This window comes from Rugamonas fusca (assembly GCF_014042365.1).
Taxonomy (GTDB): Bacteria; Pseudomonadota; Gammaproteobacteria; order Burkholderiales; family Burkholderiaceae_D; genus Rugamonas; species Rugamonas fusca.
Genome location: NZ_JACEZS010000010.1, coordinates 1 through 13,679 on the forward strand (window position 1 = coordinate 1; position 13,679 = coordinate 13,679).

At 66.4% G+C, this 13,679-nt stretch carries 11 protein-coding genes; 4 read left to right on the plus strand and 7 right to left on the minus strand.

From position 1 onward, the window contains the following. From H3H36_RS12735 to argF, 3 genes are all read right to left on the minus strand, one after another. Positions 1-1,180 (minus strand): CHASE3 domain-containing protein (locus tag H3H36_RS12735; RefSeq protein ID WP_182218117.1); only part of this gene is annotated, 1,180 nt, incomplete at its 3' end. 167 nt (positions 1,181-1,347) lie between these two features. Continuing rightward, complete coding sequence (locus tag H3H36_RS12740; protein WP_182160235.1) at positions 1,348-2,580, minus strand: argininosuccinate synthase; 1,233 nt, start codon at positions 2,578-2,580, stop codon at positions 1,348-1,350. Positions 2,581-2,607: 27 nt separating this feature from the next. After that, positions 2,608-3,537, minus strand: a complete 930-nt coding sequence (argF, locus tag H3H36_RS12745) for an ornithine carbamoyltransferase (RefSeq protein WP_182218119.1) — start codon at positions 3,535-3,537, stop codon at positions 2,608-2,610. 366 nt (positions 3,538-3,903) lie between these two features. On the opposite strand from argF, the gene H3H36_RS27550 reads away from it, so the two are divergent. Further along, positions 3,904-5,529 carry a methyl-accepting chemotaxis protein gene (locus H3H36_RS27550; RefSeq protein ID WP_311196630.1) on the plus strand — a complete coding sequence of 542 codons (1,626 nt, stop codon included), beginning with the start codon at positions 3,904-3,906 and terminating at the stop codon, positions 5,527-5,529. A gap of 34 nt (positions 5,530-5,563) precedes the next feature. Here H3H36_RS27550 and H3H36_RS12755 read toward each other — a convergent pair whose 3' ends face one another. Next, entirely contained in the window at positions 5,564-8,395 is a 2,832-nt protein-coding gene (locus tag H3H36_RS12755; RefSeq protein WP_182218120.1) for a tetratricopeptide repeat-containing sensor histidine kinase, read from the minus strand. A gap of 280 nt (positions 8,396-8,675) precedes the next feature. On the opposite strand from H3H36_RS12755, the gene H3H36_RS12760 reads away from it, so the two are divergent. Continuing rightward, on the plus strand, positions 8,676-9,839 hold the full coding sequence (locus H3H36_RS12760) for a serine hydrolase domain-containing protein (protein WP_182218121.1): 1,164 nt from the start codon (positions 8,676-8,678) through the stop codon (positions 9,837-9,839). Between the two features lie 94 nt (positions 9,840-9,933). Next, entirely contained in the window at positions 9,934-10,440 is a 507-nt protein-coding gene (locus H3H36_RS12765; protein WP_182218122.1) for a GNAT family N-acetyltransferase, read from the plus strand. Positions 10,441-10,459: 19 nt separating this feature from the next. On the opposite strand, the gene rsgA is transcribed toward H3H36_RS12765, so the two are convergent. The 3 genes from rsgA to H3H36_RS12780 are packed head-to-tail and all read right to left on the minus strand — an operon-like array spanning position 10,460 to position 13,013. Further along, positions 10,460-11,368, minus strand: coding sequence for a ribosome small subunit-dependent GTPase A (rsgA, locus tag H3H36_RS12770; RefSeq protein WP_182218123.1), 909 nt, complete (start codon positions 11,366-11,368; stop codon positions 10,460-10,462). Continuing rightward, positions 11,365-11,751, minus strand: a complete 387-nt coding sequence (locus H3H36_RS12775) for a 4a-hydroxytetrahydrobiopterin dehydratase (protein WP_375539593.1) — start codon at positions 11,749-11,751, stop codon at positions 11,365-11,367. Before H3H36_RS12775 ends, rsgA begins: the two co-directional genes overlap by 4 nt. Then, positions 11,748-13,013 (minus strand): M48 family metallopeptidase, encoded by a 1,266-nt coding sequence (locus H3H36_RS12780; protein WP_182218124.1) that lies wholly within the window; start codon positions 13,011-13,013, stop codon positions 11,748-11,750. Before H3H36_RS12780 ends, H3H36_RS12775 begins: the two co-directional genes overlap by 4 nt. Before the next feature lie 47 nt (positions 13,014-13,060). On the opposite strand from H3H36_RS12780, the gene orn reads away from it, so the two are divergent. Further along, a complete protein-coding gene (gene orn / locus H3H36_RS12785) occupies positions 13,061-13,657 on the plus strand; it encodes an oligoribonuclease (protein ID WP_182160226.1) in 597 nt (198 codons plus the stop codon). Positions 13,658-13,679 lie beyond the last annotated feature (22 nt).

Here is a 13,679-nt window from a genome sequence, read left to right on the forward strand (position 1 = left end):
CCGTGGCGCTGGTGGTGTAGTCGGCCACGGCGGTGGCTTGTTCCATGGTCTTGAGCAGGGCGCTGGTGTTGGCCGAGATTTCCTTGGTGGTGGACAGGATCTCGACGCTGGTCTGGGCCTGCTCCACGCCCGTCGCCTCCTGCTGGCGGGCCGAGGCGGCGATTTCCGTGGCCGAACTGGCGACCTGGATGCCGGCCTTTTGCACGTTGTTGATCAGGGCGCGCAGGTTGGCCAGCATGGTGGCGATGCCGTGGCCCAGCTGGCCCACGGTGTCCTCGCCGGCCACGGTGACCTGGCCCGTCAGGTCGCCCGATGCGGCCCTGGAGACGACGGCCAGCAGCGCGTCCACCTTGGCCCGCAGCGCGTTGGTGGCGGCCACTTCGCGCGCCTGGTTGTCCTCCACGGCTTGCGCCATGCGGTTGAATTCCCGGCCCACTTCGCTGTATTCATCGTTGCCGCTGGCGTCGGCCCGCACGCCGGCCTGGCCGGCCGCGATGGCGCCCACGGCCTGGATCAGGCGCGCCAGCGGATCGAGCACGGCGCGCGCCAGCAGCCACGCCACCAGGAAGGCGAGCGCCACGCATAGCACGCCGCCGGCCGTCAGCGTCAGCTTCATGTTCTGCTGCAGCTGGGCCGATTCGCGGGCGCGCACCGTCAGCAGTTTTTCCTCTTCGCCGCTGATCTCGGCCAGCAAGGCTTCGAGCGCCGTCACATGGCTCAAGCCGCTGGCAATCAGGGGCGCGACCTGCGCCTGGTCCATCGTGATGCCGCGTTTGTCGGCCTCGGTACGGCGCGCCATGACCGGTTGCACCACGCTCGTCAGCCAGTCGTCGAACAGTTTGGTCAGCCTGGCGATGCGCTCCTGCTGGGCAGCATTGTCGGCCGTCAGCGTGCGCAGCTTGTCGAGGTGCTGGCGCAGCCGGGCCGCGTTGGTGTCGCTGTCGCGCAAGCGCTGTTCGCCCGTGAGCAGATAGCCCCGTTCGTTGGCCTGGATTTCCAGCGCGAGAATGTCGACCCGGTCGCTCTCGTGCAGCACTTCCAGCGTGTGGCGGTCCCACCCGTTGGCGTCGGACAGGCGCTGGAAATTGGCGTAGGCCATGATCAGCAGGACCAGGATCAGGCCCAGGATGGCGGCAAAGCCCAGATACAGTTTGCTCTTGATGCTCAGGTCTTTGGTCACGGTGGCTCCGGTGCGCGGCAGGGGGAAGATGATGGCAATGTAACATTTTGCCGTGCGCGGCGCGAGCGGCATGTTGCGGCGCGGGCGCGCGCGTCGTCCAAAAAAAACGGGCCGCTGTGAGAGCGGCCCGTGGTGGCGGCTTATTGGCCGCTCACTGGATGAGTGGCTTACTGGCCGCGCTTGAGGCGGGCGTTGGCGGCGATGCGCATGCGCAGCGCGTTCAGCTTGATGAAACCGCCGGCGTCGGCCTGGTTGTAGGCGCCGCCGTCTTCGTCGAAGGTGGCGATGTTCATATCAAACAGGGAGTCGGTCTTGGAGTCGCGCGACACGACGATCACGTTGCCCTTGTACAGCTTGACGCGCACCCAGCCGTTGACGGTCGATTGCGTGTGGTCGATCAGGGTCTGCAGCGCCACGCGCTCCGGCGCCCACCAGTAGCCGTTGTAGATCATGGAGGCGTAGCGTGGCATCAGGTCGTCCTTCAGGTGCGCCACTTCGCGGTCCAGCGTGATCGATTCGATGGCGCGGTGGGCCTTGAGCATGATGGTGCCGCCCGGCGTTTCATAGCAGCCGCGCGACTTCATGCCCACGTAGCGGTTTTCCACCAGGTCCAGGCGGCCGATGCCGTGCTTGCCGCCCAGGCGGTTCAGCTCCGTCAACACGGCGGCCGGCGACAGGCGCACGCCGTTCAGGGCCACGATGTCGCCCTTTTCGTATTCGATGTCCAGGTATTCCGGGGTGTCCGGCGCCGCTTCCGGGCTGACGGTCCAGCGCCACATGGTCTCTTCCGCTTCCGCGCTGGGGTTTTCCAGGTGGCGGCCTTCGAACGAGATGTGCAGCAGGTTGGCGTCCATCGAGTAGGGCGCGCCGCCGTTCTTGTGCTTCATGTCGATTTCGATGCCGGCGTCTTCCGCGTACTTGAGCAGCTTTTCGCGCGACAGCAGGTCCCATTCACGCCACGGGGCGATGATCTTCACGCCCGGTTTCAGGGCGTAGGCGCCCAGCTCGAAGCGGACCTGGTCGTTACCCTTGCCGGTGGCGCCGTGCGAGATGGCGTCGGCGCCGGTCTCGTTGGCGATCTCGATCAGGCGCTTGGCGATCAGCGGACGGGCGATCGAAGTGCCCAGCAGGTATTCGCCTTCGTACACGGTGTTGGCGCGGAACATGGGGAACACGAAGTCGCGCACGAATTCCTCGCGCACGTCGTTGATGTAGATGTTCTCGGGCTTGATGCCGAACTTGAGCGCCTTGGCGCGGGCCGGTTCCAGTTCCTCGCCCTGGCCCAGGTCGGCCGTGAAGGTGACGATTTCGCACTGGTAGTTATCCTGCAGCCACTTGAGGATGACGGAGGTATCCAGTCCGCCCGAATAGGCCAGGACTACTTTTTTGATGTCGCTCATTTTCGATTCCAATCTACGGTTCTACGGTTATTCTTTGCTGTCCAGGCGGCCCAGCAGCAGGTATTCGATCAGCGCCTTCTGGATGTGCAGGCGGTTCTCGGCCTCGTCCCACACCACCGACTGCGGGCCGTCGATCACTTCGGCCGCCACTTCCTCGCCGCGGTGGGCCGGCAGGCAGTGCATGAACAGCGCGTCCGGCGCGGCGCGCGCCATCTTGGCCGCGTCCACGATCCAGCCGTCGAAGGCGGCGATGCGGGCCGCGTTCTCGGCTTCGTAACCCATGCTGGTCCACACGTCCGTGTTGACCAGGTGCGCGCCCTCGCAGGCGTCGGACGGGTTGGCGAAGAAGGTGTAGCGGTCGGTCGACACCAGCGACATGTCCATGTCGTAGCCCTTGGGGGTGGACACGTTGACGTGGAAGCCGAACACTTCGGCCGCCTGCAGCCACGAGTACAGCATGTTGTTGGCGTCGCCGATCCAGGCTACGGTCTTGCCGGCGATGGGGCCGCGGTGCTCGTAGTAGGTGAAGATGTCGGCGAACACCTGGCACGGGTGGTGTTCGTTGGTCAGGCCATTGATCACCGGCACGCGCGAGTTGGCGGCGAAACGCTCGATGATGTCCTGGCCGAAGGTGCGCACCATGATGATGTCGCACATGCGGCTCATCACCTGGCCCGCGTCCTCCACCGGCTCGCCGCGGCCCAGCTGCGAGTCGCGCGTGTTGAGGTAGATGGCCGCGCCGCCCAGCTGGTGCATGCCGGCCTCGAACGAGAGGCGGGTACGGGTCGAATTCTTTTCGAACACCATCACCAGCGTGCGGTCGATCAGCGGATGGTAGATCTCGTAGTTCTTGAATTTCCGTTTGATCAGGTGCGCCCGCTCGATGACGTACTCATATTCGGCCAGCGTGAAGTCGGAAAACTGCAGATAGTGTTTGATCGGTTTTTGGATAAGCATAGTCACAGCGAGTCACAACGGAGAAGGCGTGGGCGCGCGGCAGTGTGCCCGGGCGGCCAGCATAGCCGATCCATTATAAAGGGAATTTGGTGTAACGGTCTAACGGTGGCAGATTCTGCTGTCTATACAGGTTTTCATGGCGCCGCCCGGCCGGCGCGCGCCTTGTTGCCGGCTCACGACAGGGGGGGCGGGCCGGAACGCTGCCGCGATTGACCCGTCCCGCCCCTTCAAGCACAATCGGATCGCCTCATTAATTTCCGTTTTGCAACAATATTTCTAAAAAAATAGCACTGCTGCATTGCCAGGCAAGGTTGCCACCGGGCCGGGGCGGCGCGGCAGATCCTCTCACTTCTGAACGGGAAGCTTATGTTTACAAACATGCGGATCGGGGTGCGCCTGACCCTGGGTTTTGGCGCCATGCTGGCCATGGCGGCAGTGCTGGCGGTGGTGGGCATCCAGGCCTTGTCGTCGTTAAAAGGGGAAATGGATGCCGTCACGCGGGCCACGCTGCCGAAGATGACGCTGGCTAACCACAACATCCAGGCCGCCTATGACTATGCGCGGGCATTCGCCTACATCGTCACGTCGGAAGGCTTGCAGGGCGCCGATGCGGCGGCCCTGCAAGTGGCGCACGGCCAGCTGACCGACACGGTCAAGGAAGTGAACCAGAACGTGGCGGCGCTGGAACCGATGCTGAGCAGCGACGAGGAAAAGCGCCTGCTGGCCAAGGTCAAGGAGAGCCGGGCCAGTTACGGCAAGAGCCGCAACCATGTGCTGGAACTGAAGAAGGCCGGCGACGGCGCCCAGGCGGCGGCGCTGATGTTCACCGAGACCAACAACCTGCAGACCACCTACATCCAGGCCTGGAAGGACTTCATCGCCCATGAGGAGCAACTGATCGCCGACGGCGAGCGCGCCACCAGCGCCACCTATGCCACGGCGCGCGACGTGCTGCTGGCCGTGCTGTGCGTGATGCTGCTGGCGGGGCTGGCCATTTCCATCCTGATCACGCGCAAGCTGCTGCACGCGCTGGGCGGCGAACCGGGCGATGCGGCGGCCGTCGCCGGGCGCATTGCCGGCGGCGACCTGACGGCCGCCATTACGCTGCGCGCCGGCGACGACGCCAGCCTGATGCACGCGATCCGCGCCATGCGCGACAACCTGGCCGGCATCGTGCACCAGGTGCGTGGCGGCACGGACGCGATCCATACCGCGTCCACCGAGATTGCCCAGGGCAACCACGACCTGTCCACCCGCACCGAGCAGCAGGCCGGCGCGCTCGAGGAGACCGCCTCGTCGATGGAGCAGCTGACCTCGACCGTGCAGCAGAACGCGGCGCAGGCCAGCCAGGCCAACGCCCTGGCCCGGCAGGCTTCCGAGGTGGCGCTGCAAGGGGGCGCCGTGGTGGACCAGGTGGTGGGCACCATGGGCGACATCAGCGCCGCCTCGCGCAAGATTGTCGACATCATCAGCGTCATCGACGGTATCGCTTTCCAGACCAACATCCTGGCCTTGAACGCGGCAGTGGAGGCGGCCCGGGCCGGCGAGCAGGGCCGCGGCTTTGCCGTGGTGGCATCGGAAGTGCGCAACCTGGCCCAGCGCAGCGCCGCTGCCGCCAAGGAAATCAAGACGCTGATCGACCACTCGGTGGCGGCGGTCGATTCCGGCAGCGCCCTGGTGGCCCAGGCCGGCACCACCATGGAACAGGTGGTGGCCAGCGTGCAGCAGGTGGGGCAGATGATCGCCGAGATCAGCGCCGCCAGCCGCGAACAGAGCGATGGCATTGAACAGGTCAACCGCGCCATCACGGCGATGGATGGGGTGACGCAGCAGAATGCGGCGCTGGTCGAGCAGGCGACGGCGGCGGCCGAGTCCATGCAGCACCAGGTGGGCCAGCTGGTGCAGGCGGTGGCGGTGTTCCACCTGGCGCCGGGCGGCCAGCCGGCAGCGCGCTTGGGACGGCGGGCGGCGCCGGCCCGGTTGGCCGGCTGAGCGCCCGCGGGCGCGGCTGCGCCCGTCCGTGCTGTCAGTGGTAGATGCGCTGGGCGCTGGCCGCGTCGTGCTGGGGGGCCGTCAAGGGCAGGTCGAGCGTGAACACGGTGCCGTCGGCGCCGCTGGCCACGCTGATCTGACCACCGAGCAGGGAGGTGACAATGTTGTAACTGATTGACAAGCCCAGGCCGCTGCCGCCCTGGCCCAGCTTGGTCGTGAAGAAGGGATCGAAGATGCGCGACAGGTGTTCGGGCGCGATGCCGTTGCCGTTGTCGCCGAAGGTCACCAGCACCCGGCCCTCGGCCGGCGTGGCCGCGCGCAGCCACATGTGGCCCGTCTGCCCGCGCCCGAACGCGTGCAGCAGGGCGTTGTTGATGAAGTTGGCGATCACCTGGCCAAACGGGCCGGGGTAGCTGTCGAGCGCGATGTGCTCGGGCACCTCCGATTCGATCTTGTGGTCCGAGGCGCGGATGCGGTTCATCATGGTGGCGATCAGTTCATGGGCGACCTGGTGCAGGTTGAACGTGCGGCGCTGCTCCGTGGTGCGGTCCACGGCCACCTGCTTGAAGCTGTTGACCAGGTCGGCCGCGCTGTTCAGGCCCCGCATCACCAGTTCCGATGCCTTTTTCGCGTCCGTCACGTAGGCGCCCAGGTCCGAGCGGCGCAGGCCGGGGCCGTTCATGCGGCGTTCCAGTTCCTCCGTCTTCTGGGCCAGCGTGCTGGCGATCAGCAGGCTGTTGCCGATCGGGGTGTTCAGTTCGTGGGCCACGCCGGCCATCAGGCTGCCCAGCGCGGCCAGCTTTTCCTGCGACAGCAGCTGGGCCTGGGCATCCTTGAGCTGGCGGTAGGCCTGGGCGTTGTCGATGGCGATGGCACCATAGGCGCACAGGGTGCGGAAGATCAGCCGTTCCCGTTCGCCGTAGGCGCACGGGCGCAGCGCCTGCACCGTCATCACCCCCAGCGCCCGCTCGCCCACCAGCATCGGTGCGAACAGGGCCGACAGGCTTTCCAGCGTGCCGGGGGTGTGCGTGCTGGGGCCCGCGCTGGGCGCGTGGTCGATCACCACTTCGCGCCGCTCGCGCAGGCTGCGCACGGAATGGGCGTGCGGGTGGTCGAGCGAAACCGTGTTGACGTCCAGCGGCCGGCCCGATTCCACCCCGAACGCGCGGCTCAGCGTGGCGCCGCCCGGATCGGTCAGGTAGACAGCAAAGGTATCGGCCGGCAGCAGCGCCTGCACGTGGCGGTCCAGCGCCTGGAACACCGCTTCCGTGTCGAGGTGGGTGGTGATCTCCTGGCCGATGGCCGACAGGCGCTCCAGTGTGTCGCTGGTCTGCTGCAGCACCTCGGCCCGGCGCGCCTCGGAGGCGGCCAGTTCGCGGTGGTGCTGGCCCTCGGCCCGCGCGTGCTCGGTCTGGTGGTGCACCTGCATGGCGATGGCGCGGTTGGTCGCCTCCTGGCTGTGGGTCTTGTCACGCGCGGCGCTGGCCGCCAGCGCCGATTCGTAGGCCTGGGCGTAGTTGCCCACGTTGGCGTACTCGCGCGCCAGCGCGTCGAGCAGGTCGCCGGGCAGGGTGTAGCCGTCGATGGTGGAGGCCACGGCCAGCGCCTGGTGCAGGTAGTGCAGCGTGGCGTTCTGCTCCGTCATGCCGTCCGGCGCGGGCAGCCGGTGCTCGGTGTGGATCAGGGACAGCACGCGCAGCGCGGCGATGTGGTGGTAGGCGTTGGCTTGGGCGGCGGCCAGCGCCACGGCCTGCTGCGCCGTGCGCAGGGCCGCCTCGCCCTGGCCCAGGAAGCACAGGGCGTGCGCCTGGCCGCGCCGGGCCACAGTCTGGAAGTCGGCCTGCTGCAGCGCGTCGGCCCGTTGTTCGAGCTGGCGGAAGGTGGTCAGCGCGCGTTCGTAGTGGCCCTGGTCGAGCGCCAGTTCGCCCAGGTACAGCAGCGCCACGGCGTAGCTGCGCGCGCCCGACAGGGGGGCCAGGATGGTCAGCGCTTCCTGCAGCAGTTCCTCGGCCGCGTCGAGCCGGCCCAGGCGGCGCATGGTGTCGGCCGTGTGCATCATGCACGCGCCCACGCTGCGCGGCCAGCCCGTGGGACGGGCCAGGTCGAGCGCGCACTGCATCCATTCGAGCGCTGCGTGGTGGTCGTTCAGGTTGGTGAAGTCTTCGCCGATGTTGGTGGCGGCCGTGATGGCGGCGCGCACCTGGCCCGTGCGCAGGGCCGCCTCGTAGCATTGGATGTAGTGGCTGGCGGCCGCGCCGAACTGGCTCAACAGGCTGGCCGACAGGCCCCGAAAGTCGCTGATCCAGGCAGCGGCCGCCGGCGGCGCGCCGGCGCCCAGTTGTTGCAGGCGCTCGCTCCAGCGCTGCTGCGCCGCGCGGGCGTCGCGCAGCACGTCCCAGCGGGCCATGGTCGCCTCCATCACCACGGCGCGCAGCCCATCACCGGCCCGTTGGGCGGCCGCCAGTCCCAGGCCCAGTTCATCGTCGCAGCGCTGGTGGTCGCCGCGGTCGATGGCGATCCAGGCCCGCAGCCAGTGGGCGTCGGCGCAGCCGGCCCCATCGTCGAGGGTGTGCAGCGTGGCGTGGGCGGCGTCGGCCAGGGCGAGCGCGCCATCGAGCTCGCCCTGCAGCCACAGGCTCTCGCCGCGCACCAGATCGAGCCGGGCCAGGCTGGCGCTGGCCAGCGCCGGATCGGCGCCGGCCAGCAGGGTCCGGGCCTCGTCGGCCAGGCCGGCGGCGCGTGCCGGGTCGCGCTGGCGCAGGTGCCAGGCCAGCCGCAGCAGCGGCTGCAGGCGCGCCGGGCCGCGCAGGGGCAGCAGGGCCACTTCCCATTGCGCTACCGCTTCGTCGACCGCGAACATTTCCATCGTCTACCTCGGACAGGTGGGGACCGGCGCCAGCGTACCGGCTCGGTGTATCGCCTCAAAGCATTGCCTCAGGGCATTTCTCAGCTCATTGTAATACCGAGTGGCTGCGTTTGCGCAACCGGCAACATCGATATTTTTGTGGCACGAGCCGCTAAAGGTGGTGTTTTTTGCATTCTGTACCGACAGGCATGCATTTCATCCCAAACCGGCGCAGCTGTGCCACGGTCGTGCTTACACTGGCGCATCGGAAACTTGCGCACGGCGCGGAAAGGTGATGTTGATGAACGAGCGACAAGACCAGCCCTGGATCACCGTGTTGCTGCGCTGGGCGCTGCCGTTGGGGGGCTGGTGCGTGGCGCAGCTGGCGTGCGCCATCGAAGCGCCATCGCCCGTCGATCGCGTCGTGCAACAGGCCGCCGTGGACTTCATGGCCGCGCCGCACGCGGTCGGCTTGTCGATCGGCGTGATCGAGGCGGGCAAGTCGTACCGCTACCACTTCGGGACCGTCAGCACGGCGCAGCGGCGGCGGCCCGATGACGCGACCCTGTATCCGATCGCGTCGTTGACGAAAACCTTCACCGGCGCCTTGCTGGCACAGGCGGCGCTGGATAACAAGCTGGCACTCGATGACGACGTGCGCCGCTATCTCGGTGCCGGCTACGACAACCTTTGCTACGAACAGCAGCCGGTGCGCCTGTATCACTTGCTCAATCACCGATCCGGCTTGCCCTTCGTCCTGCCCGACAAGCCTGAGGCCGCACCTGGGTTCGGGCATGACGCCGTGCCATTCCCGCAGCGGATAGACGCCATCATCGCCGGCAGCAGCCGGGCAGCGTTCTACGCCGACCTGCACCGCGTCAAGCTGAGCGCGCCGCCGGGCGAGCACTTCCAGTATTCGAACGCGGCGGCGCAACTGGCCGGCTACATCCTGGAGCGCCGCTACGGCAGCAGTTTCGACGCCTTGCTCAGGCAGCAGATTACCGGGCCACTGGGCATGCGCGACACAGTGATCGTCCCGAACCCGCAGCAGCAAGGCCGCCTGGTCATCGGTTATGACGACAGTGGCACGGCCCAGCCTTACGGGCCGGTCCAGTCGCAGGCGGCCGGCGCGCTCAAGTCCAGCTTGGCCGATATGCTGGCCTATGCCCGCTGGCAACTGGATGAGCGCGATCCGGCCGTGGCGCTGTCGCATCAGCCCACCTATGCGCATGATGATTACGCGGTCGGCTTGAACTGGCAGATGTTGCGGCGCGGGCCGCAACGCGTCATCTGGCAGGATGGCGCCATCCCCGGCTTCGCCAGCCTGCTGGTGCTGGAACCGGAGGCCGGGGTGGCGATCGTACTGCTGTCGAACGAGCTCGATAGCGGCACGCTGGGGCGCTTGCGTACGCTGGCCAACACCATCGCCAGTGGCTTGCATCAAGACGCGCTGGCCGTTCCCTGAGCGATCGACATGACAGGCGTGGCATGACAAGCGCTGATGCGCCTGGCCATTTTTGCAAGCTATACTGTGATCCCAAGTCCTCTTTGTTGAACTGATGCAGACCGAACGTCTTATTCTCCGGCCATTTACGCTGGACGACGCGGAAGAATATTTCCCGCTCGTTTCCGACCCTGATATCGTGCGCTACACGGGCGAGCCGCCGCTGGCATCGGTGGACGAGGCGCGTGACTTGCTGTTGACACGCCCGCTGCGCGATTATGCCCGGCATGGTTTTGGACGCATGGCCTGCATCGAAAAACAAACCGGGCGCCTGATCGGATTCAGCGGGCTGAAATATCTGGAGCAACTGGGCGAGGTCGATGTGGGCTATCGCTTTCTTCCCGATTGTTGGGGCAAGGGCTATGCGACCGAGAGCGCCATGGCGCTCATGCGGCAAGGCGTGCGCGAGCACGGCCTCCAGCGCATCATCGGCTTGGTGGAACCTGCCAACGGCGCTTCCGTTCACGTGTTGAAAAAACTGGGACTGCAATTCGAGCGGACGACAAGGCTCGACGGCTGCGCCGAGGATCTGGATCTGTACGCCATCGCCACTTCACGATGAGTGGGGACGCGGGCGCCAATCAATACAAGGTCTGCGACGACTCGTGCAGCAGCTGTCCATACAGCGTATGGCGCATGCGCGCGATCTTGCCTTCCTCCACGGCCGCCAGCACCGCGCACTGCGGCTCGATCAAATGGCGGCAGTTGTAGAACTTGCAGTGCCCGAGATAGGGCGCGAATTCCACGAAGGCCCGTTCCAGCATGCCTTCGGTCAAATGGTATAAACCGAATTCCTGGAAGCCGGGCGAGTCGATGATGGACGAACCGCCCCCCAGCGCCGGCAGCTGGTACAGGCGCGTGAAGGTGGTGGTGTGCTTGCCCGTGTCGAGCGCGGCGGAGATCTCGCGCACGGCGATATCGGCATCCGGCACCAGCAGGTTGATCAGCGAGGACTTGCCCATGCCGGACTGGCCGATCAGGATCGACGATTGCCCCGCCAGCAGCGGCGTGAGCGTGGCCACGGTTTCCTCGGGACGGCCCTTGGCCGACACTTCATGCACGGGATAGCCGAGCGCCGCATACGGCCGCAGCCGCTCGCGCGCCTTGTCCAGCGACGCCGTCACGTCCGTCTTGTTGAGGATCAGGCGGGCCGTGATGCCGGCCGCCTCGGCCGCCACCAGCGCGCGCGACACCAGGTCGTCCGCAAAGCCGGGCTCCGTGGCCACCACGATGAACAGCTGGCTCACGTTGGCCGCCAGCAGTTTCGATTTGTACTGGTCGGAGCGGTAGAGCAGGGTGTCGCGCTCGTCGATACGGTCGATCACGCCCTGGTCGGGCGAGGTCAGCGTGACCTGCACCCGGTCGCCGACGGCCACGTTGGTCTTCTTGCCGCGCGTGACGCATTGCAGCCGCAGTCCGTCCGCGTCGGCCAGGTAGTGGCGGCCGTGGGCGGCGATGATGGTGGCGCGGACGGTGGTGCCGCGGCTCATGGGCGCACCGCCTTGTCCTGCGTTGCCGCTTGCTGCGCCAGCGCGCTGGCCTTGGCCGCGCAAATGAAATCGTTGTGCGACAGGCCGCCGCGCCCGCCGTTGACGGAATGCGTGTGGTAGCGTGCCCGGCAGTTGTTATAAGTCACGGTCAATTCAGGATGGTGGTCTTCATTGTGGCTAAGCCATGCCAGCGCGTTGACGAAGGCCATGGTGCGGTAATAGTCGGCCTGCGGGAAGTCGCGGCACAGTTGGCCGTCCTCCAGGCGCCAGCCGGGAATCTGGGCCAGCAGGCGGGTGACGTCGGCCGCGTCCAGCGCGGCGGTCGCGTGGACGCAGCGGGCCTGCAGCAGGTCGGCGGTGGTGAGCATGGCGTGCCGCATCATGCCGCCAGCTTCAGGTGGCGGATGCGCACGCTGGCCGGCGGGTGCGAATCGTAGAACGCTGAATGCAGCGGGTCCGGCGTCAGCGTGGAAGCGTTGTCCTCGTACATCTTGACCAGGGCCGACACCAGGTCGTTGGCGTCCGTGTGGCGCGCCGCGAAGGCGTCCGCTTCGAATTCATGCTTGCGCGAGCTGAGCGAGGTCAGCGGGCCCAGCAGGAAGGTGAACACGGGCAGCACCAGCATGAACAGCAGCAGCACCATGGCGTCGTTGTTCTGGCCCGGCAGCAGCAGCGGGTCCACGCCCAGGCCCGTGTAGAACCACAGCTGGTTCTTCAGGTAGCCCAGCAGGGCCAGGAAGGCCAGCGACACGGCGAACATGATGGCGATGCGCTTGATGATGTGCTTGAGCTTGAAGTGGCCCAGTTCGTGCGCCAGCACCGCTTCGATCTCCTGCGGCGCCAGGCGGGCCAGCAGGGTGTCGAAGAACACGATGCGCTTGTTGGCGCCAAAGCCGGAGAAGTAGGCGTTGCCGTGGGCGCTGCGCTTGGAGCCGTCCATCACGAACAGGCCCTTGGAGGCGAAGCCGACGCGCGCCATCAAGCCTTCGATGCGCGCCTTGAGCGCCGCGTCGGCCAGCGGCGTGAACTTGTTGAACAGGGGCGCGATCACGGTCGGGAACAGCACCATCATCAGCAGCTGGAAGCCGCTCCACACGAACCACGCGTACAGCCACCACAGGTCGCCGGCCTTGGCCATCAGGGTCAGCACCACCCACACCAGCGGCAGGCCGATCACGGCGCCCAGCGCCACGCCCTTGAGCAGGTCGGCGAAGAACAGCCCCGGCGTCATCTTGTTGAAACCGAAACGCTGCTCCATGCCGAATTGCTTGTAGTAGTCGAACGGCAGGTCGATCAGGCCCGTGATGAGGGCGAAGCCGGCCATCAGGGCCAGTTGGTAGGTCATGCCGGGGCCCGTGTGCTGGTACACGGCCACGGACAGGCATTGCAGGCCGCCCAGCAGCGTGAAGCCGACCAGCACCAGCGTGTTGACCAGCAAGCCCAGCAGGCCAAACTTGGTCTTGGCCACCGTGTAGTCGGCCGCCTTCTGGTGGGCCGCCAGCGGGATGGTTTGCGCGAATTCGGCCGGCACGGCGGCCCGGTGGCGCAGCACGTGGCGGATATGGCGCGAGGCGAGCCAGAACCGCAGCAGCAGCGTCAAAATGAGGAAGGAGACAAACAAAATCGAAAACGCGAGTGAATACATGCTGGGCCTGTGAGAAAATGGCGGATTGATTTCGCCAAGAGAGAATTATGTCACAAGCTACCGACTTCGCAGCAACCCAAGGTGTCGCCCCCGCGCCCCAGCGTCCCAATGAGCTCAACCTGGTGTGGGTGGACATGGAAATGACGGGCCTGGAGCCGGATACCGACCGTATCATCGAAGTGGCCGTGGTCGTCACCGACATGCACCTGAACGTGCTGGCCGAGGGCCCCGTGTTCGCCATCCACCAGAGCGACGAGACGCTCGACAAGATGGATGCCTGGAACAAGGGCACCCACGGCCGTTCCGGCCTGACCGAGCGCGTCAAGGCGTCCACCGTCACCGAAGCCCAGGCCGAGGCGGACCTGATCGCCTTCCTCAAGCAGTGGGTACCGGCCGGCAAGTCGCCCATGTGCGGCAACACCATCGGCCAGGATCGCCGCTTCATGGTACGCTACATGCCCAAACTGGAAGCGTTCTTCCACTATCGGAACGTCGATGTGTCCACGCTGAAGGAACTGTGCAAGCGCTGGAAGCCCGAGATCGTGTCCGGCTTCAAGAAGCACCAGAAGCACACGGCCATGGCCGACATCATCGAGTCGATCGAAGAACTCAAATATTACCGCGAGCACTTCATCAAACTGTAAGCGGACCTTCACCCAAGGAGCG

Coding starts and splice junctions, on each gene's coding strand:
- orn (WP_182160226.1), top strand. CDS start 13,061: ATGTCACAAGCTACCGACTTCGCAGCAACCCAAGGTGTCGCCCCCGCG.
- H3H36_RS12755 (WP_182218120.1), bottom strand. CDS start 8,395: ATGGAAATGTTCGCGGTCGACGAAGCGGTAGCGCAATGGGAAGTGGCC.
- H3H36_RS12775 (WP_375539593.1), bottom strand. CDS start 11,751: ATGATGCGGCACGCCATGCTCACCACCGCCGACCTGCTGCAGGCCCGC.
- H3H36_RS12780 (WP_182218124.1), bottom strand. CDS start 13,013: ATGTATTCACTCGCGTTTTCGATTTTGTTTGTCTCCTTCCTCATTTTG.
- H3H36_RS12760 (WP_182218121.1), top strand. CDS start 8,676: ATGAACGAGCGACAAGACCAGCCCTGGATCACCGTGTTGCTGCGCTGG.
- rsgA (WP_182218123.1), bottom strand. CDS start 11,368: ATGAGCCGCGGCACCACCGTCCGCGCCACCATCATCGCCGCCCACGGC.
- H3H36_RS12740 (WP_182160235.1), bottom strand. CDS start 2,580: ATGAGCGACATCAAAAAAGTAGTCCTGGCCTATTCGGGCGGACTGGAT.
- argF (WP_182218119.1), bottom strand. CDS start 3,537: ATGCTTATCCAAAAACCGATCAAACACTATCTGCAGTTTTCCGACTTC.
- H3H36_RS12765 (WP_182218122.1), top strand. CDS start 9,934: ATGCAGACCGAACGTCTTATTCTCCGGCCATTTACGCTGGACGACGCG.
- H3H36_RS27550 (WP_311196630.1), top strand. CDS start 3,904: ATGTTTACAAACATGCGGATCGGGGTGCGCCTGACCCTGGGTTTTGGC.